Annotated in this window: 21 protein-coding genes; 2 read left to right on the plus strand and 19 right to left on the minus strand. The window is 61.6% G+C overall.

The genetic code is table 11. The features are described from left to right. Positions 1–35 precede the first annotated feature (35 nt). From ACMV_RS18600 to ACMV_RS18615, 5 genes are all read right to left on the minus strand, one after another. Entirely contained in the window at positions 36–479 is a 444-nt protein-coding gene (locus tag ACMV_RS18600) for a DUF29 domain-containing protein (RefSeq protein WP_013641248.1), read from the minus strand. After that, complete coding sequence (locus ACMV_RS20380) at positions 476–1057, minus strand: helix-turn-helix domain-containing protein (protein WP_013641249.1); 582 nt, start codon at positions 1055–1057, stop codon at positions 476–478. Before ACMV_RS20380 ends, ACMV_RS18600 begins: the two co-directional genes overlap by 4 nt. 677 nt (positions 1058–1734) lie before the next feature. Beyond that, positions 1735–2298 carry a hypothetical protein gene (locus ACMV_RS18605; protein ID WP_013641251.1) on the minus strand — a complete coding sequence of 188 codons (564 nt, stop codon included), beginning with the start codon at positions 2296–2298 and terminating at the stop codon, positions 1735–1737. A gap of 1 nt (position 2299) precedes the next feature. Continuing rightward, on the minus strand, positions 2300–2716 hold the full coding sequence (locus ACMV_RS18610; protein WP_081479294.1) for a molybdopterin-guanine dinucleotide biosynthesis protein MobA: 417 nt from the start codon (positions 2714–2716) through the stop codon (positions 2300–2302). Positions 2717–2907: 191 nt separating this feature from the next. Then, complete coding sequence (locus tag ACMV_RS18615; RefSeq protein WP_013635074.1) at positions 2908–5874, minus strand: Tn3 family transposase; 2967 nt, start codon at positions 5872–5874, stop codon at positions 2908–2910. A 173-nt stretch (positions 5875–6047) separates the two neighbouring features. Here ACMV_RS18615 and ACMV_RS20390 point away from each other — a divergent pair, with 173 nt between their 5' ends. After that, entirely contained in the window at positions 6048–6629 is a 582-nt protein-coding gene (locus tag ACMV_RS20390) for a recombinase family protein (protein ID WP_013635075.1), read from the plus strand. Here ACMV_RS20390 and ACMV_RS21035 read toward each other — a convergent pair. The 13 genes from ACMV_RS21035 to ACMV_RS18675 all read right to left on the minus strand — a co-directional run bounded on the left by ACMV_RS21035 (position 6567) and on the right by ACMV_RS18675 (position 16899). Beyond that, on the minus strand, positions 6567–6971 hold the full coding sequence (locus tag ACMV_RS21035) for a hypothetical protein (RefSeq protein ID WP_041665815.1): 405 nt from the start codon (positions 6969–6971) through the stop codon (positions 6567–6569). The two genes, ACMV_RS20390 and ACMV_RS21035, sit on opposite strands and share 63 nt — an antisense overlap. Further along, the gene (virB11, locus tag ACMV_RS18625) at positions 6971–8038 is read right to left on the minus strand and encodes a P-type DNA transfer ATPase VirB11 (protein ID WP_013641253.1); all 1068 of its coding nucleotides are present in this window, start codon (positions 8036–8038) and stop codon (positions 6971–6973) included. Before virB11 ends, ACMV_RS21035 begins: the two co-directional genes overlap by 1 nt. Next, positions 8035–8355, minus strand: coding sequence for a hypothetical protein (locus ACMV_RS18630; RefSeq protein ID WP_013641254.1), 321 nt, complete (start codon positions 8353–8355; stop codon positions 8035–8037). Before ACMV_RS18630 ends, virB11 begins: the two co-directional genes overlap by 4 nt. After that, the gene (virB10, locus tag ACMV_RS18635) at positions 8352–9488 is read right to left on the minus strand and encodes a type IV secretion system protein VirB10 (protein ID WP_013641255.1); all 1137 of its coding nucleotides are present in this window, start codon (positions 9486–9488) and stop codon (positions 8352–8354) included. The genes ACMV_RS18630 and virB10 overlap by 4 nt, the downstream gene beginning before the upstream one ends. Continuing rightward, on the minus strand, positions 9478–10368 hold the full coding sequence (locus ACMV_RS18640) for a TrbG/VirB9 family P-type conjugative transfer protein (protein ID WP_013641256.1): 891 nt from the start codon (positions 10366–10368) through the stop codon (positions 9478–9480). The genes virB10 and ACMV_RS18640 overlap by 11 nt, the downstream gene beginning before the upstream one ends. Beyond that, positions 10365–11066, minus strand: coding sequence for a type IV secretion system protein VirB8 (locus ACMV_RS18645; RefSeq protein ID WP_013641257.1), 702 nt, complete (start codon positions 11064–11066; stop codon positions 10365–10367). Before ACMV_RS18645 ends, ACMV_RS18640 begins: the two co-directional genes overlap by 4 nt. A 178-nt stretch (positions 11067–11244) precedes the next feature. After that, the gene (locus tag ACMV_RS18650) at positions 11245–12132 is read right to left on the minus strand and encodes a type IV secretion system protein (RefSeq protein WP_013641259.1); all 888 of its coding nucleotides are present in this window, start codon (positions 12130–12132) and stop codon (positions 11245–11247) included. Continuing rightward, positions 12132–12365, minus strand: a complete 234-nt coding sequence (locus ACMV_RS20400; protein ID WP_013641260.1) for a hypothetical protein — start codon at positions 12363–12365, stop codon at positions 12132–12134. Before ACMV_RS20400 ends, ACMV_RS18650 begins: the two co-directional genes overlap by 1 nt. Continuing rightward, a complete protein-coding gene (locus ACMV_RS18655; RefSeq protein ID WP_013641261.1) occupies positions 12362–13120 on the minus strand; it encodes a type IV secretion system protein in 759 nt (252 codons plus the stop codon). The genes ACMV_RS20400 and ACMV_RS18655 overlap by 4 nt, the downstream gene beginning before the upstream one ends. 9 nt (positions 13121–13129) lie before the next feature. Then, positions 13130–15523, minus strand: coding sequence for a VirB4 family type IV secretion/conjugal transfer ATPase (locus ACMV_RS18660; RefSeq protein WP_013641262.1), 2394 nt, complete (start codon positions 15521–15523; stop codon positions 13130–13132). After that, on the minus strand, positions 15513–15845 hold the full coding sequence (locus ACMV_RS18665) for a type IV secretion system protein VirB3 (RefSeq protein WP_013641263.1): 333 nt from the start codon (positions 15843–15845) through the stop codon (positions 15513–15515). Before ACMV_RS18665 ends, ACMV_RS18660 begins: the two co-directional genes overlap by 11 nt. Before the next feature lie 3 nt (positions 15846–15848). Then, a complete protein-coding gene (locus ACMV_RS18670) occupies positions 15849–16148 on the minus strand; it encodes a TrbC/VirB2 family protein (RefSeq protein WP_041665822.1) in 300 nt (99 codons plus the stop codon). Between the two features lie 46 nt (positions 16149–16194). Next, entirely contained in the window at positions 16195–16899 is a 705-nt protein-coding gene (locus tag ACMV_RS18675) for a lytic transglycosylase domain-containing protein (protein ID WP_013641265.1), read from the minus strand. 169 nt (positions 16900–17068) lie between these two features. Here ACMV_RS18675 and ACMV_RS18680 point away from each other — a divergent pair, with 169 nt between their 5' ends. Then, positions 17069–17380 carry a hypothetical protein gene (locus tag ACMV_RS18680; protein WP_013641266.1) on the plus strand — a complete coding sequence of 104 codons (312 nt, stop codon included), beginning with the start codon at positions 17069–17071 and terminating at the stop codon, positions 17378–17380. Positions 17381–17481: 101 nt separating this feature from the next. Here the strand turns inward: ACMV_RS18680 and ACMV_RS19420 are convergent, their stop codons facing one another. After that, positions 17482–17886: a helix-turn-helix domain-containing protein gene (locus ACMV_RS19420; protein WP_013641267.1), complete on the minus strand. Its 405-nt coding sequence runs from the start codon at positions 17884–17886 to the stop codon at positions 17482–17484. Positions 17887–18319: the final 433 nt, after the last annotated feature.

Raw genomic sequence — 18319 nt, forward strand, 5'->3', positions numbered from 1 at the left:
GCACCTTCGCCAGCCGCGTGATCGCCGACCCATGATCACCCCTCACCGGGCCAGAATTCAGCGTCCATAACCTGTTCAAAGGACCAGGGGCAGGCGGATGGAAATGTGATCAGATCGAGGTTTGTCTCACGAGCCGCCGCTAGAATGGCTCCTCCATAGGCACTTTCCATGGCCTCCGGCAGTTTTGCCTTGAGGCTAGGGTTGTCCGCTAGGTGATCCACAACCTCCCGACGCTGTTCAGCAATGGTCAGCCGCCAACTGGTCGAACGACCGCCCGGCTGAAATTGCCATTTCAGCAGATGCATCAGCAAAACTTTCAGGCGGCTGACCAGTTCACGCTTCTCCGTCTTGCCCATGGTTTCGATCTCCTCGGCGACATGTTGGATATCCGCCTCGGACAGACGGCCCGCCCGCAAAAGTGCCGCCTGTTCATTCGCCCAGGCGTAGAAGTCGCGGTCATAAAGGGTAGAATTGCTCATTTGGCATTCTCCACACGGAAGGCGTGAGGCTGCCGGGTGGGTAGATCCGGCTCTAGTCCATCGAGACTAGGTTGGGATGGAGGGGGTTCACCATCCCCTATCGGCATCTGTCTTTCGCCGGGAAATAACGTGGGAATGCGGCGTAGATCGGCATAATCAAGCGAGGTCGTATCCTGGTCTTCCAAGTCGGCCACGACTGTTGCCGAGAATGTCGAAAGGCGCAGCTGATCGCGGGGCTGTCCCCAAGCCACTCTGTCGTTGACTACGTAAGCTGCTTCCTTGCCGCTGCCGATCCGAACGATCTGAATCCACCGTTCTTCAACAAGATCGGCAACAGCACGGCGGACGGTGCGCTCGTGGGTGCCCATGATTTTTGCCAGTGTTTTTTGGCCGATTACTACAGCATTCTGGTGGCCCATCTGGGCCACCAGATGATGCAGTAGCATGGCTGCACGAGGCTTTCTGGCTATCAAATTCGCCCAAGCTTCATGCGCCTTGCGCTCGGTTTGTACCCACTGACCAGGTTTAAGCTTAACGGGGGTTCCGATGATGTCCGGGGGTGCGGTCAAACCAGTCATGTTTATGTACTTTTCTGTCCAAAATCGTGACTCCAAATTTGTCCGATTAAAAGACTGCCTTGTCAAGTTTTTGGACAGACCCCGGACACAGCTTGTGTCCGGGGGTGCGGACACAAGCTGTGTCCGCACCCCCCCATATAACCAACTGATTTAATTGGAAATTTTTTCGGCCCCTCTTTATGATCTTAGGACTGGGGCTCCCCCTCATTTTTGTCGTCCCGGTAGTCCACAGGGAACGAGGGCCGCAAGCCGCCCGAAGGGAGGCGAAGCGAGCGGCCCGAACTTCCCTGTGGGCCCACCGGGGCGACGGGCAGTACGCGTGCGCGAGCGCGCGAGGCTGCGAAGCCGGGAAGGAGGTGCGGGAAAACCAGATGCGGCAAATCGCGATGCGATTTGATCATAAGCGGCGGCCCTGACGGGCCGCGCTGGCGGAAAGTGGGGGCTAGCGCGGGCGCGTTGCGCCCTACGGGTCTCCCGCGCTGCGCTCGACCCGCGCCAGGCGGTCAGGGGCAGCGGCACGGGAAGCAAAAGCGGCATTGGGGACGAAGCGGCGAGGATGCTCGCCAAACCCCGTCAGACGGGCGTACACGGGTTTTAGGGGTTTTCCGCTTCTTGGGGTGTCCGAGCCGCAAAGGCCGCTCTACGGCCTCCTGACGGGCTGGAATGGGCATTCTGGATTAATAGCCGCGTGGGATGACCAGCTTGATATGCCCCTTCGTGGTGTACCAACCGCCGTGCTGGTCACTGCTGGCCTCGAAGCACAGATGACCGCCGCAGGTGTTCCACTCCACCCGAGCGCCTTTGGCCTTGAGTGCCTTGAGATTGGCCTGCGCGGTCTGGATCTCGGCGTGCAGGGCGATGACCCTGGTGTGGAGGCGGTGGAATTCGTGCCGTTCCCACCAGATCGAGGCGATGCTGCCGCTCACCACCAGCAGGACGGCCAGCGCCAGGACGGCGACTGAGCGCAGACTGAGCCAGCGGGTTGCGGTGCGGACCTCGGCAACCTGCTGGACAACGCCGGCCGCTGCCTGAGCGGTGTCCGAGGCAGCTTTCTTGATCTCTGTCACGGCATCGCTGGCGCCGTCCAGAGCGGTATTGATGCTGGTCACGGCCTTGGTGGCGGCCTGATCGACGGAGCGGGTGAGGGCGTCGGGATTGGCTGCCTTCACGGCCTCGGTGCATCTGGCGACCTCGCCGGCGAGGGCATCCAGAGCGTCTACGATGGGGTTGCCGGTTGCCATGCTACATCTCGATCCCCCGGCTGCGTTCCCGGCCCCGGTCCGGTGTGCGTTGCTGCTGGCGTTGCTGGTTCTCGTGCTCGCGGGTTTTGAGGATTTTCTCGGCGGCTCGGATGTCCAGCATCTGGGTGGCGCGTTGCATGTCCGGGGTGGCGGTTGCGGCGATCAGGGCGGAGGGCAGGGGCAAAGCCTGTCTGAGCACGCTGGCGAGGCCGGGGAGGCGTTCGCGCATGGTCTGCATGAGGTTTGCGCCGGCCTGGCGGACCTGTTCCCAGGAGCGGCTCATGGTGCGGAGCAGGCTGCGATCCTGCCTGACCTGCATGGCGTCCCGGAGGGCGTGAGCCCGCGCGCCGCGTCCCTGGCGTGCCATCTGCATGGCGACGGGGCCGATCTTGGGTTCCGGGGCGCGGTCCAGTTCCATGGCTCTGGCGGCTGCCCTGATGCGGTCGGGTTCGGGCTGGGCGGGGTTCTCTGCGGCTGCGAGGGCGGCCTGGCGCTGATCGGCGAGGGAGCGGTGATCGACCCGTTCGAGGCTTCTGGCGCGCTCGAGGGCGCGATTGCAGTGGGTGGCCCACTGTTGGGGTCACCGCACGATCTGTTCAAAATCGTACGCTAAGCGGCGCGGGGTATGAACGGAGCGCGAACATCGCGTAGCGGCCTGAAGCTGGCATTGGGATTGGCGGGATTCCAGACATAATCGCCGGTCAGAGCGATGTGTTCCCATCCGAGCGGCGCGACATGCGCCAGGAGATCATCGGGCACTGCCGTACCCTGGGCCCGCAGGTGCTGGACGGCCTGGTCGAGATAGATGGTATTCCAGTGGACGATGGCGGCGGTGATGAGACTGAGCCCGGAGGCCCGGAAGCTCTGATTTTCGAAGGTGCGGTCGCGGATTTCACCCTGGCGATGGAAGAATACGGCGCGGCGCAGGGCATTGCTGGCCTCGCCCTTATTGAGCCCGGCATGACTGCGCTGGCGCAGAGCGGGATCGGACAGCCATTGCAGGGTGAACAGGGTGCGCTCGATCCGCCCCACAGCCCGTAACGCCCTGGACAGAGTGTTTCCTCCACCGGCGGCGGCCAGCTTCCGCAAGATGACGGAAGGCAGAACAGTGCCGGCATTGATGGATGCCTTTAACCGCATCAACTCCGGCCATTGCCCGAGGATGGCGGTGGTTTCGACGGCGTCGCCGATGAGCGGCACCAGCAGCGGCCAGGTGCCTGGCTTTTCTATCGTGTAGAGCTTGCGGTCCCGGAGATCCTTGATCCTGGGGGCAAACCTGTAACCCAGCAGATGGCAGAGACCGAAGACATGATCGGTCGCGCCGGCGGTATCGGTATAATGCTCGGCGATGCGCAGATCGGTCTGGTGGACATGATGCAGCAGCCCGTCGAGCACATAAGGCGCCTCGCTCATCGTCGCGGAGATGACGCGCGTGTGGAACGGTCCGTATTGACCGGAAACATGGGTGTAGATCACCGCGCCCGGCTCGATGCCGTATTTGGCGTTTACCGAGCCGCCGGCTCCGGCGCGGCCTGCGGCCCGGAAATATTGCCCGTCCGAAGACGAGCTTGTCCCATCATCCCAGATTGCCGCCATGGGGTGTGCATGGTGCGCATTGATGATGGCGGCGCGGGCGGCGACATAATTGTCATCGCTGATGTGCCATTGGGCCACATTGACCAGGTGGTGATAGCTGAGACCGCGCGAGGCGTCCGCCATGCGGGCAAGGCCAAGATTGGTGCCGTCAGCGAGCACCGCTGCCAGCAGGGCCGCTTTGTCGGTGACGGGGTTACCGGTGCGCAGATGCACGAACCTGTCCGTGAACCCGGTCCAGGCATCGACCTCGCTCAAAACCTCGGTGATCCGCACCCGCGGCAGCATACTGTTCAGCCGCAGCGCCAGATCGCGAGCCGCGTCGGGCACGGTGGGCGGCGTGCGGGCGATAAAAAGTTTGCCGTCCTCAATCTCCACCCCGTCGAGGTCGCCCTGCGCGGCCCGGGCGGCCACGAAGGTCAGACGCTCGCGCAGCATCTCTGCCCGGCTTGCGACGTAACGATCGGGATCGGCCTCACCATCGATGCCGGTGGCCGCACCCGCCCCGGCCGGAAGCAGATAGGTCTCGAACGCCTGGTAATCGCGGCTGCCAGCGACCCAGATATTACTGCCCCGCAGCTTGTCGCGCAGCACGGCCAGCACCGCTGTTTCATAGAGCCGCCGGTCGGCTGTGCCGCCGGCAAAAATCAATTTCCGCCACTGCGGCGGCAGGAACGTGGAGGGCGGCCGCTTGGGCAAGCTGCGGATCGCGCCACGGTTCAGGGCGCGGAGAAGTTCGATCGCGGCCAGAACGGGATCGTTCGGCATATTCGACCGGAAATCGAAGGCGGCCAGGAAGCGGGGGCTGAACCGGCGGAGCACCGTATATCGCTCGGCCGCCGTGACCAAAATATCCTGATCCGCCACATCGGCGACGGCGCCGATGATCGGCAGCACATCTTCGAGCTGGTTCATGCCGATCTCGCGCTCGATGGCGGTGATCCCATCTTCTCCGGCCTCCTTCGCCTGGCGAAGGGCGGCGATCGTCCGGCGGAACAGCAGTAGCGCCTTGGCGACATCGCGCCGCGTGGCCTGAAACCGACGCTCATCGCGGTTGCGCGCCCGGCTGAACAAAGTGCCGACATATTTCTCGAACATGGCAAGCGTCGCGTCCGTCAGACGGGTTTCCAGGCTTGCGATCTGGGCAATGAGAATGGCTGTGCGCCGCGCCGGCTCCAGATCGGCGATGTGCTGCACGGTCATGAGCGCCCCCTCGTCGGTCAGCCGGACCAGGCGGGCAGCATGGATACGACCAGCCCGTGCGGGATCAATGCCCATGGCGCGGACATATTCGAGGCGATCGAGCAGGGAGACGATGTTGGAGGGAGCTGGTGATTCCGAATAATCCCGCAGCCAGGCAAAACGGGAGCGACGCAACTCGGGATCGACCGTCAGCAGCTCGGTCAGAGCACTGCGCTCCGCATCGGCCATCCCGGCTGCCAGCACCTCGAATGTTTTCTTGCGTGCTCGGACACGGGCGGCCAGTCCAATTCGCTCCAACACTGTCGCCGAGGGAAGCAATACCCGGCTTTCTCTCAGATGAACGAGCATAGCCTGGATGATGGGTTCGCCGCGATCTGTGGCCCAAGCCGTATCCGCACCAGCATGTAGGCAGGCGCGCCAGTCATCGAGGCCAAAACTACGCAGACCAGTGAACTTTTGGAGCTCGACCAAATGCTCCCGACGGGTTTCAGCACGGCGCGCGTATTCCGCAAACAACAAAGGATCGACACCGATCTGTTCAGCAACAAAAGCCAGCGCCGGCGCCGGTGGATATTCCGATGGATCCAGAGTGCGGCCTGGGAAGCGGAGAACACAGAGTTGCACGGCAAAGCCGAGCCGGTTGCTTGCCCGGCGTCTGACCCTGACCATAGCGAGGTCAGCAGCATCCAGTACGTAATGCCGGCTCATGGAGGCCATGTCCGTTGGAATTGAAAACAAACGGGCTCGTTGTTCAGCGGATAAAAGAACGCGGAGTGGCATATCGGGTTCCGGTTGATGAGAAAATTAGCGCCCACCGTGCGTCCGCAAGAGGATCGTTCAACGGACAGATGTAACGGCCTGGCACTGGTGGCTGTTTCCCTCGGCAACGGATGGATCATTTAACTGGTACGATATCTTTTGCAATGAAGGGGGGTCATACGTTACAATTCCGCATGGCCCACACCCTGATCGGTTACGCCCGCTGTTCAACCGACCGGCAAGATCTCGCCGCGCAACGCGCCGAACTCGAACAGCTCGGGGTAAAGCCGGACCGCATCTATACGGACCATGGCCTCACAGGCACCAATCGTGCCCGCCCCGGGCTTGCTCAAGCCTTGGCGGCGGTGCGTAAAGGCGACACCCTGGTCGTGCCAAAACTCGACCGCCTTGCACGCTCCGTTCCAGATGCCCGTGCGATCGCCGATGAACTCATTACCCGCGGTGTCAAACTCGCGCTCGGCGCGGCCGTCTATGACCCAACCGACCCAATGGGGAAGATGTTCTTCAACATTCTCGCCACCTTCGCAGAGTTTGAGGCCGACCTGATCCGGTTACGTACCAGAGAAGGCATGGCCATCGCTCGCGCCAAAGGAAAATTACGCGGCAAAAGGCCGACGCTATCCGAAAGACAACAAAAAGAACTGCGCCGCATGTACGACACTGGCAATTATTCCATCACTGATCTCGCAGACCTATTCTCCGTCTCCCGCCCAACCATCTATCGTACCCTCGCCAGGCAGCCCGCCAACGCTTAGCGTACGATTTTGAACAGATCGTGCGGTGACCCCATCGACGGGCTTTGTCGGGGCGTGATCGCGGCGGAGTGACCAGCCGGTGACGCGGCGGCCGCGCACAAGCTGAATGACCCCGGCGAGGAAGGGGATCGCGAAGGCTGGCACGCCGCTGATGACCAGCCAGACCCGCACGACAGGGTCTCCGCTGGCCTCGAAAAGATAGAGCCACCATTGCCAGAACGGATGCCGGAAATGCCAGAAAAGCCCGGTCCCGATAAGGAAGATCATCGAGGCGAGGACGGTGAAGAACACCAGGCCGAGCACCAACCCGACGAGGAGCCGCATCACGCCGCGCCAGGTCATCAGGCGGCCCGCAAGAGGGCGGCGGCTGTTTCACCGCGCCTGGCCGCGTCAGGGCCAAACCAGACCTTGCCGATCCGGTAGGTGCTGCCGGAAGTCTCGAAGGGGATGATGAGATCGACAGCCGCCGCGAGCAGATCGCAAAGCGTGGCGTCATCAAAGCCAGCACCCTTGGGGGAGCCCTTGATGAGCGAAAACAGCTTCTTGAACGCCTGGGCCGGATTGGCCCCGTGAATGGTTGTGATCGAGCCCGGATGCCCGGAAACCACCTCGTTTACATAGGTCCATGCCGCATCGTCGCGCAGCTCTTGCAGGAGCACCCGGTTCGGCCGCATGCGAAGGCTGGCCTGCAACAGCGCTTCGGCGTCGATTTTCGCGGTGGAGAGGCCGTCTTTCGAGTAGAGCAGCCGGACATGATTCGGCTGCGGGATCACCAGCTCCGCCGTGTCCTCGATCGTGATGATCCGCTCCGCCATGGGGATCGCCGAGATCAGCGTTTTGCTCATCGTGGTTTTGCCGGAGCCGGTGGCACCACAGAGCAGGATGGTCATGCGGCAGCGTACGGCCGCCGCAAGGAAGCCCTCAAGATCGCCGGAATCGTAGTATTCCAGGGCTTCCGCAAAATTCCGGGTTTCCCGGTTTTGTGCCCAGGTGTTCCACCCTTCCGACTGATACCGGGAGGTGACGGACGACAGCGGCGCCACCGTCGAGCCGGGCCGGCGGATCGTCAGACTGACCGTGCCCGTTGGCACGGCCGGCGGCAGACAGACTTGCAGCCGTTCGCCGCCTGGCAGTTCGGTGGAACAAAGCGGCGACGTGGGGCCAACATCCTGACGGCGCAGCGCGCCGGCGAGCACGGCAATATCTTCCAGCGCCGAGCGATCGAGCGGCATCTTGTATCGCTCGAAAACGCCGCGCTGGCGCACCCAGCACTCGCCCGGCCTGTTGATGCACAGCTCCTCAGTCGCCCCATCGTTCAGCCAGGGTTGCAGCGGGGCGAGCAGGAAGCGGAGCAGAGGCGCGGCCGGGCTTTCCGCAACGAGATCATCGGAAAATTCGGTGTCGTTCATAGTTCCCCCCGCTTTTTGGCCCTGATGACCATGGCCGTGTGCCAGATTTTCAGAGCCAGGAAGATCAGGCCGAGGCCGGCCGAGCTATGGATGACCGCGGCCGATTGATGGCCCAGCAATTCCAAGATGATCAGAACGAGCCACAGCCCCAGAAGCGTGCTGTAGAGCCAGCCTTGCCGGAGAAATTTCTGCCGCCGGCGCGCGTGGCGACGATCTTGCCATTGAATGTATTTGACGGCGGCCTTTTCGATCTTCTGGTTGAGCCGCTGCCCTGCTTGCGCCAGGCGGTCCAGGCGGGTGCGCCAGCTCTCCCTCATGGCGAGACAACCGACAGCTTATAGACCTTGGAGAAATTCAGATCGCGGGCCACGAAGATCGAGACATTCTCGCCCTGGTGCTTGGTCAGCGTGGGCGGAATGTCGATCGTGTGTTGCAGCGTGGTGTTGGCGATCTGGTTTGTGCTTGAGTTCATATATTCCAGATACGTGTTGCCGGCGCTGTTCTGGGCGGCGTTTGCCGCCACCTGCATCGAGCCGCCGATGATCGTCATCATGATCGCCGCGCCGAACCGTTCGAGGAAATGGTTGTTGACCGCACCCGAGACGCCAGCCCGGCCGAGGGGATCGGCTGCCGGCGAGGCGAGCTGAATGGCGACATTCTGCGGCGTCACCGCGCGGTCCCAGAGGATGAAAAGCCGATCCTGGCCTTGCACCAGGCCCTCGCGAACCTCGCCCAGAACTTGCGTTCCCTTGTCCAGCAACGTCACCGTGCCGTTCATCGAGCGCACGGGCTGCGGTAATACGCATTTGACGAAGCCCGGCAGGGTCGAGTTGATCGCGGTTTGCAGCGTGCAGGGAATGATGGTGCCGGCCGCGATCGTGAAATTCGGATGCGCGATCATCGTGGCATCGGCCGCGCTGAACTGATCCGCGTTGAGCTTGCTCGCGAAGGCCGTGGGTTTCACAGGCCCAGCGGTGGGAGCGCCGTTCTGGCCCACGGTATTGCTGGCAGGTTGCGCGGATACTCCACCGCCAGTTTGGTTGAACGCCATGATCGGTGCCTTGAGCGCCTTCATGGCAGGGGATTCCTGCTGATTGTTCAGGAACGGATTGTGAAACCCCGTGTTCTGCTTGGACGGCAGGGGCAGCGCGGCAGGTTTGGAGGCAGGCGCCGTGCCGCCGCTCGCATTATTGACGAAGGGCCGGCCTTCGGTCCCGCCGGTCACGGCGGCCTGTTTGGCAGGCTTTGGCTCATGATGGGTGGTGAGCTGCGTTACCACGAGCACGACGCCAGCGCCGAGGGCGCAGGCCAGGGCAATGCCGCCGATTTGGCGCCCGGTCAGGCGCTGCCGGCTGGCAACCGCCGATTGTTCCTGTTCGACCGGCGACGGCGCTGCGTTGTCGTGGCTTATCGGCCCATAAGGGCGGTCCCGCTTGTCCTCATTTGCCATCGTTGAACGTCCTCATCTCGCGCGCGACATCCGGGCTGATCGTGTGTGTGCCTGGCGTGGCGCCGGTCGGGTTGTATTTGAGATCGTAAATATCGAGGACCGTATGCCCGTCGCGCAGCCGCCATTCTGGCGCGGTGCCCGGCACAACGACCGTATCCCCGTTGACCGAATAATTGGCAGTTGCTTCCTTGCCGTCCGGCTGAACATAGAAAATGGCCGGGATGCGCTGCATGGCCGGGAAGGTGAACACGGTTGAATAGCCGTTGTCCCAGACCTCGGCGGGGGCGAGTTGATGATCGCCACGGGCGACATACTCGTAATTGCGTGGCCCCTGGTATCGATCGACCGTTGCCGCGTTCATGACCGCGCGCGCTTCATCAAGCCGGTTTTTGGCTTCCTGCTGGACGGCCTTCGCCTCGGCCGCCTTTCGCTTGGCGAGCTGGCGCTCATAAGCCTGGTGCGGATAGGTGAACACCACGGCGTAATCGACATTCTCGCCGGCGCCGAGCTGCTTGTTCACGGTCTCAAACTGGAAGAAATAATGCCGGAGCTTACCGTCTGCCGTTTTGCAAAGAACCGCGATCGGCTGTGCCGGCAGAATGCCAGTTGGCTTGATGAAAAGGTAATTCTGGACCGGGACGACCTTGAGATAGGCGCTATCGCTCTCCGCGACTGAGACGACCTTTTCTCCCGTTCCAAACTGGACCGTCAGCGCCGCACCCGGCGCGGTCCAGATGTCAGTGACGTTGCCTGACTGATAGGGCACGTAGCGAACGCGGGCATCTTCATGCCCCGGCTGAGGATACTGCACAGCAAAGGCCGTCCCCATCATGCCGAGCCAAATGAGCCCGCCAGTCGCGAGTTTGCGCGAGCACTTCATGGCGAATCCTTTAGGGCTTGGTAGTTGGTCACAATGAGCCCGCTGGGATCAGCAAGGCGGGCGGAAACCGGCAGCGTTGCGACATTTTCAAAACCGACCGTCGCGGTCCATGTCGAAGTCTGCGGATCAGAGCCGTACATCGTCACGGTACGGCGGAAGCGCACGAGTGCGACGTTCGGCCGCACCATGGACAGGCTCACCATCTCGACGCTGATTTGCCCCTTTTTGCCGACCGTCACCTGCGGGCTGGTGCTGCCAGGCCCTTTGTCGAGGAACCAGCTTTGATAGGTGCTTTGCACCGTGGGGTTCGACATAAGAGAGGCAACATCATAGCGATATTGCGCGTCGGCGAAGTCATAGCTTTCGCGCGCACGGACATATTGCCAGATCGCCGCCCTGGTCATCGCCGCCTTCTCATTGCTGGGAAGGCTGTTGAAATTCATCGTGGTGCTGGTGGTGCCGTCAGATTTTACCGTGATGAACGCAGGCACGAGCTTTTCGAGCGGCAGGATCATCACGATCGCCCCGGCCAGTGTGACGTTGACCGCCAGGGACACGCCGGCCACCACCCAGCCCACACGGCCCCAGCGGCGGGCGGTGCGCTTTTCCGAGGCTTGGAAAGATTCAACATCTTGGAAATAGGAGGCCAGCCGTTCGTTATCGATCGGCAGCGCCGTGCTTTTCATGTCCGCATTCATGTGCGCGGCACCTGCGGCGGTTGCGCCAACTGCGCTGAACTTGGCGACCAATGACCGGGATTGAGGGCGAACATCGGCCCGTGAGCCTTTGCCAGCGGGTCACTGGCGGCGCAGCCCGCCAGCAGGCCGGCCGCGCACATGAGGATGATCAGTCGAGACAACATGCGGGAGCCCTTCATTATTTGAACCAGTTGGCCGGGTTCACGATCCCGGAAATATTGAAGTCCACACCGCCGCCAATGTAGGCGGCAATGCCAGGGAGCATGATCGTGATGAAGGCCGTGATGGCGGTATAGGCGGCGATTTCGCCGAGGATGATGATTTCAGTCTGCACAGGGTCAGCGACGAAAGTTGTCGAGACCTTGGTGTTCAGAAAATCAGTCATGCCGCCGGTGAACAGCGATAGAAGCGCCGTGATCAGGAGCAACAGGATCGCGAGGCCGATCAGCTTGCCGAGCCAGCGTTCGGGAATACCCTTCGTCGCTTCAAAGAGGTATCCGATCAGCAGGAATGGCCCGATGGCGACGAGGAGACCCGTCAGTGTTGTCGCGATGAGATACACCGCGAACACAAGGGCAAGAGCGATGAAAAAGACGACAAGAACCAGCTCGATTTCGATGCCAAGGACATATGGTTCGAGCACGCAGGTCGCGCAGTTTGCCTTTTTGTAGATGATTTGTCCGGCAACCCAAAAATTATTGAAGGTCTGATCAAGGCTTTGCGGGATGTTGCTCGTATTCCCAGACGAAAAAGTGCTGGCGATGAAGCTAGGCAGAGACTTCATAAAAAGAGTCTGGACGTAGGAATCATAAAGCGACGTAGAAGCGATAATGCCCACCACGATCGCCATCGTTGAAACCTTTGAGATGCCGTAACGTATGTCCAGGCTGCCGGTCATCATGAGGTAGCCGAGGATGATGACCCAGATGACCAGGGCAGCGGAGAGAGGCGGTAAAGCCGCCGACAACGCGGAGCCGACATCGCTATTCAGCGATTGCAAGAATCCCGTGCTGTATTGGCTATACATAAACTCAAAGATGTTGATGGTCGTGTTGGGGACGCTCATTAGTTTGAGGTCTTTCCATCAAGATAAGGTTTGCAAGCGGGCACAGCGTTCTTGCCCGCAGCCAAACAACTGGCCCTGATGCTGGCGTCGAGTTGAGAGTTTGTCTCACGGCCGCCATTCGGCATGGGAACGAGTTTGTCCTGCACTGATGGCGGTGCGATGACGTACACGTAGTAGGCCCCACCGCCCGCGATCACGCCGGCACCAATCAGGGCGGCGATGATGAGTTTCATTGTCCCTGACATGCCGATGGCTCCCCGCCGAGAGTTTGAGCGTCGCTGCACAGCGTCGAGAGCGTTTGTTCTCCGCCTTGTGCGTTTTCTTGGGCGGCGGCCTCCTGACCGGCGCGGTTCTCCTCGAACGCCAATAGTTGCAGGTTTTGCGCCTGGGCTTGCTGGGCCTGCACATAGTTCTGTTCGGCGGAGAGGCGGGCCTGAATTGAGGCGACCTGCTGGATCGTCTTGGCGCTGTTAAGCTGGCTCTGAATCTGCGGCAGCTCTTGCTCGCGAGCTTCCAGAGATTGCAGGTTCTGCGTGGCTATCGCCTCGAAATTCGCGGTCTCGTTGGCGCCTTGCTGCATTTGCGTCGAGCCGAAATCCGAGCCGGTCGGGATATAGACCTTGTTCATGTTGTAATATTGTTGCGCGAGAGAACCGACATTGCCGCTCAGCGAGGAGGGCGGGCTGATACCGTCGAGCATGTCCGGCAAGATGCTGGTGTTGGGCACCGTGTCCTGCATGGCCGATTGATCGAGCTGTTGCGCCCATTGGTTCGGGTTCACGTCCTGCGAGAGCGCGTTGTAGGTCGATTTTAGCTCATCATATTGGCTGACCAGCTCGGAATATTGCTGTTTTGCCTCGTTGAGCTGGCTGATGAGCTGGGCGAGGGAAGCGCTATCGATCACCGGCACTTGCGCCAAGGCGGGTGAGGCAAAGCCGAGTGTGGCGATAGCGAAAGCAATTCCGAGCAGGCGTGCGGGCTTGAGCATGTGATCCTCCTATTCAACTTCCTCGCGGAACCGGGCCATGAACTCCGGCAGCCAGGCCGTCGGATCGTCGCCATGGGTGGCGCGCAGCCGTTCCACAAACCCAACCGAGGATTTGCGGCTCGACAGGATCGCGACGAACTCAGGCAGAGCGGAAAGGTCGAAATCTATGATCGCGGAGCCGCCATGCCGCTTGATGAGCAGTTGCCGGGAGTTGGGGAGCATGTCCTCGGCGATGGCGCGGAACTCCCCGGCCGTGAAGTTGAGGCGCTTGCGGTAGAGGTTTTCCTCGGCGCCAGGCGTCGGGCAGAACACGAGTGTTTGGCACTGGCGCAAGATGCTATCGCCCTGCGGTGAATCGAGCACCGGCGCGGGCTCTTGCGTCGCCAGCAGCACAACGGCGTTGCTCTTGCGGACGGTGAGCATGAAATCCGCCCAGATTTTGGCGAATAGCGGATTGAGCAGATAGAAATTGAACTCATCGCAACTCAGGACAAAGCGGCGGCCATCGAGGGCCTGGCTGATGCGATAGAGCAGGTAATTCGCGGCCGGGGCGCAGACGGTCCCATTGTCGAGGATAGCCGTCAGGTCAAAGCCGACCGTGGTTGCATCAAGCGACACGTCATCATGTTCGCCATCGAAGGCCCAGCCGAGCGACCCGCCCTTGCACCAGCGTTCGAGGCGTGCGCCTGCCCCCATCGGATTGCGCCAGTCGAGGAACTGACGCAGCCCGGCGAGCGAGCGCATTTCCGGGGCCAGGCGCAGCAGGGCTTGAACGCCTCGGGTCAGGCGGGCGTCATCCTCGGGCGGGAGTGGGCCGTGCCCGTCTTGCTGGATCAGGGCGGTTAGCCACTGAACGAGGAAGGCGACCGATTCCGGGGTGTTGTCGAGCGCCTTGAGGGGCGCCAGGCCGCTATCGCGCCCTGCCCTCACCACCAGATAACGGCCGCCGACAGCGCGGCACAGCAGCTCGCCGCCCCGGTCCTTATCGAAGAACACCACGGCACCGTTGCGGGCCGCGAAATATTGCGGGAACAGCGCCAGCAGGAACAGCATGAACGTGGTTTTGCCCTGGCCGATCTTTCCGAAGATCGCCGTCATGCCGACATCCTCGACATGGGGCACGTAATCATAGGCCGTGCCCGCCGTGGTGCGGAAGCGCGCCATGGCTGGCCCCCACTTGCCGGCACGCTGGCCGCGCGGAAAAGCCTCGAAGCCGGAGAAGGCCGCGAAATTGCGCGTGGTGATGGTGCCCGGCCTGGTGCGCCATTTTCTGTTGCCCGGCAGTTGTGCGAAATAGGCGGCTTCCAGCCCCGCACTCTCTTGCGCGACGACGCCGCCACTATTGGCAATGACCGTGCGGGTTAAGCCGGACAGCCGATCCAGCTCCTCGATCGTGTCCGCATAGACCGTCAGCGAGAAGTGATGCTCGCCCATGGCGATCTTGCCCGAGGCGAGATGATCCTGTGCGTCGGCCAGATCATTGATCTGCGATTTGGCTTTGTCGTTCGCGGCCGTCATCTGAGCCGATTTCAGGCCGAGCCGCTTTTCAGAGGTATGCCGTGCGTGAAAGTCGAAGGTGTGGACCATCACCACCGGGCACGGCAGGGAAAAGACCCCATCATACATGCCGGCATAGGTTTCGGACGGATACTCGCGATAGCCGAAGATCGCCCCGAACCGGGAAACGCCCGGCCCGCGCAGCTCAAAGGCGCGGCGGCCGAAGATCGCGCGATCGGTATAGAGGGCGGCACCGAGCGGGCCGCTGACCAGGGGCACCGGCGCCGCCGTGCCCGTCAGGATCAGGCGCAGCGCCTCGGCGATTTCACTGAAATAGAACTGGCCATTGGCGGCAGGCCGCAGGCCCAGCCGGCGGACATCATAAGGGGCGAGGGTTTGGCTGATGGTTTGCCAAATCTCCTCTAGCTGGCGGATGCCTTCGGCGGTTGCGTGGGGCTTCTGGCGCTCCCGTTTGCCACCGAACAAGGAGCCCGTGGCGCCGCCCGCCTTGCCGCCCAGCGGATTGCGGGGGGAGACAATCACCGTCAGATACCAAGTGTTTTGGTAGAGGCGGCCCGTGAGGACGCGCTCGCGATAGGCGCGATCGAGGGAGGCAGCGAACTCGTTGGGCATGAGCGCGTGCGCGAGCTGCCCGGCCCCCGGCCCTCGCACGAAAGCCGAATGCAGCGTCACGTTGTCATCCGCGACGTTTTTGCAGAGCGCATTGACCGTGACCAGGCTCGCGGCGCGATCCGCATCGGCCGCCAGCTCATAGGGAGCGCCGGGGATTTCGGCCATGGCGAGAACGCTGCCGTCATCCATGAGCAGGATGTCCGGCCGAACATGTCCGAGATACGGCAAATAGCGTTCGGCGCTGCGTTCCGCCCTGATTTGATTACCCGGCATCGCGCATCCCCCTGCCCTTCTGGACCTTCATCGGGAACGGCGCGGGAGATGCCCCGCCCCAAGCCTGATTTTCCCCGGCGCCGGTGGCCTTGGTGCGGAACCACAGCCAGGCCACACGGGGCGCGTTGTAGTCGTAGCGAACGAGCCAGCGCGCCCCGAACCAGAGCGGCAGCACCAGCGTCAGATAAAAGGGGTTGTGCCCAAAGATGACGATCATCGCGCCGATCATGATGATTGCCACGGCCATCTCGATCGGCAGCCCGAGAAACAGCGCCGGCCGTGTCGCGGCGACAAATAGAGGATCGCGCTGCCTTTCGCTCATGGCTCAGCCACCGCCCACGAAGGTTGTCACGAGGTAGGAGCTGCCGAACACCAGAACCAGGCCGGCCGCGAGCCAGCCGATCGCGTGGAAGCCCACGCGGCCGGTCCAGCACATGAAGCCGACTGCGGCCACGGCGAGCACGGCAACGCCCTCGCCGAACGGGCCGAGGATGAATGTCGCGATGTTGTCGATGATGGTTGTGGGGCTGGTGCCGCCAGAAACCACCTGGGCATGTGCGACGGCGGGAAGAAGGAGACTGGCCGCCACAATAACGGCAGGCTGTAACCATGAGCCCCGGCCCATCTTGCTAGCCGTCCCAGCCGCGATATTTGCCACGCCAGCGCGTAGCTTAGTGAGCCTTTGTTTCACCGTGAGTTTCCTGTTTTGAGGGTTGAGCCGGGCCGCTGGGGCCAGAAGCGCGGGACGCTTGAAGCGTCACCGCATGCGCCGCCGCGAAGCCAGCCGGGCCGATCGAGTTCGGGAACACATCCCAGGATGGCGAGCGCGGAGGAGATGAGGCGGATGACGGGCTGGCCTGACGGGAGGCGCTGGCCTTGGGGGCTTGCACGCTATCGGCGGAGTCGATTTCAGGCACAACATATCTGGCGGTTGAGACCACGCGGTTGACGTAGCCGTTCTGGAATCCCTGCCAGGCTGAACCCGTGTTGTAGCGCGAGAGCGCGGCCAGGAGCGCCGCCTGACGCCCCTGCCCGTTCGGCTGCTTGTAATCCTGCGCCAGCAGCTTGCCGCCCGCCCGCACCGACGCACAGGCATCAAAGGCCGTGCTGACTGTCAGCCCCAAGTGGGTGAGGTTCGCGCTATCGATCTGCATGAGGCCGAGATCAACCGAATGCCCGGCGGCAATCAGCCGCTTGGCAAGGGCAATCGCGCCGGGCGCATCCAAGGGCCGTATGCTCTGGCGTGTGGTGTTGTCGTGAATCGCCAAAATGTTGAACCCCGACTCGGTGCTGGCAACCGCCGCCAGCGTTCCCGGTGCGACCTCGGGGGCGCAGCGATTCGCGAGAGCGAGGAAAATGGCCGGGGCGATCAGCATCTCCCGTCATTCCGGCTCAGGCTGGCCACTCGGCTGTAATTTTTCATGGTTCTCATATTGCAGAATCGATGCAACACAGTCAATATCGTGGCAACGTTATAAGATAACGTGTCACCTTTTGATGGAATCGATGCCCGCCATTACAAACCAACGTATGGGACGTAAGCGAATGGATGCAGAGCGAGTCGTGGTGCGGTTGCCGACGCCGGCAGTCAAAGCGATTCCGTCGCTGCTGGCGGACCATGAGGACCGATCGGATTTTATGAGAGAGGCGGCCGAGCTTGAGATCGCGATCCGTTCGTTGGACGTGTATCCCGAACTTCTCGGGTATCTGACGGCAAACGAATCTCTGGCGGATTTCTGCGCGCGGGCAGTACGCCAAGCTGCGCAGCGGCGCATCAAAATGCTCAAGGAGAACATCGCCGAGGATGAACCAAAATCCCCTGGCCAAGCGTCCGGGCCTGGCGGGGCATCGAGATAGGAGCCGCTTTAAAAGTGAGGAGTCGGTTACATCTCTGTCATGTTTCTTGTTGGATTTTCCCCCGGCTTTGCCACGCAGCGCAAAATTGCCGGGGTGGTATTTCATTCGTCCTTAGATCGTCGCCGTCCTTTAGCGGGAGCCGTAGTCTGCTTAGTCGTAATGTTTTGCGAATCTTGAAATCGTATGTTTTTATAACTCAATGCAAACTCGGGTTGCAAGAGTTCATAAAGGTGCACGCGGAACAGTTCGGCGATCGAGGACATGCGATCAATGGAAACGTTGATCTTTCCATGCTCAACCTTGCCGATATAGGCGCGGTCAGCGTCGATGAGGTTAGCCATCTGGGTCAGCGACAGGCCAAGCGCGTTTCGCCCCGCCCTCACGTTGGCGCCGAACACGAATCGTTCCGGCGCTTTCAGTACGCGGCCGTCGATTGCCGACAACTCGCTCGTTCTTTTATTGGGGCTGCTCACCGGCTTGGTGGCCGGATGCTCCGTTTTGCCCATACATCTATGTTCCTTATGTCTGACACCTGCTGTTCGCATCAGTTTGTCCGATGCGCGCACATGACTCGACCAGCGCCCCACGATTCAGAAAGATGGATAAACCCACATCATCGCATTGGACGTGCTCCCAAAACAACACACAGTCGCGCGTTGACGTTGCTCTCTTGGGGAGCGGCGGTCATCATCGCGAATGCCCGGACTCGCCCGCGCGAGTCGCAGGCTATACGCCACTTTGACACAGGAGGAATGACCGCGAAACACGCCTAGAAAAGCAAAATCCCGCCCAAAGAGGACGGGACCTGCAAACGACATAGGCTTTTGGCTGATACCGTGTCCATCAGCGGCAAACTGGTGGGCACAAAACTCAAACTGCACAGCCAAAATGCCCCAGAGCCCTCGAAAATGCAAGCCCTAGCTTGCAAGGGGGAGTCGC

It is taken from the genome of Acidiphilium multivorum AIU301, assembly GCF_000202835.1.
GTDB lineage: Bacteria > Pseudomonadota > Alphaproteobacteria > Acetobacterales > Acetobacteraceae > Acidiphilium > Acidiphilium multivorum.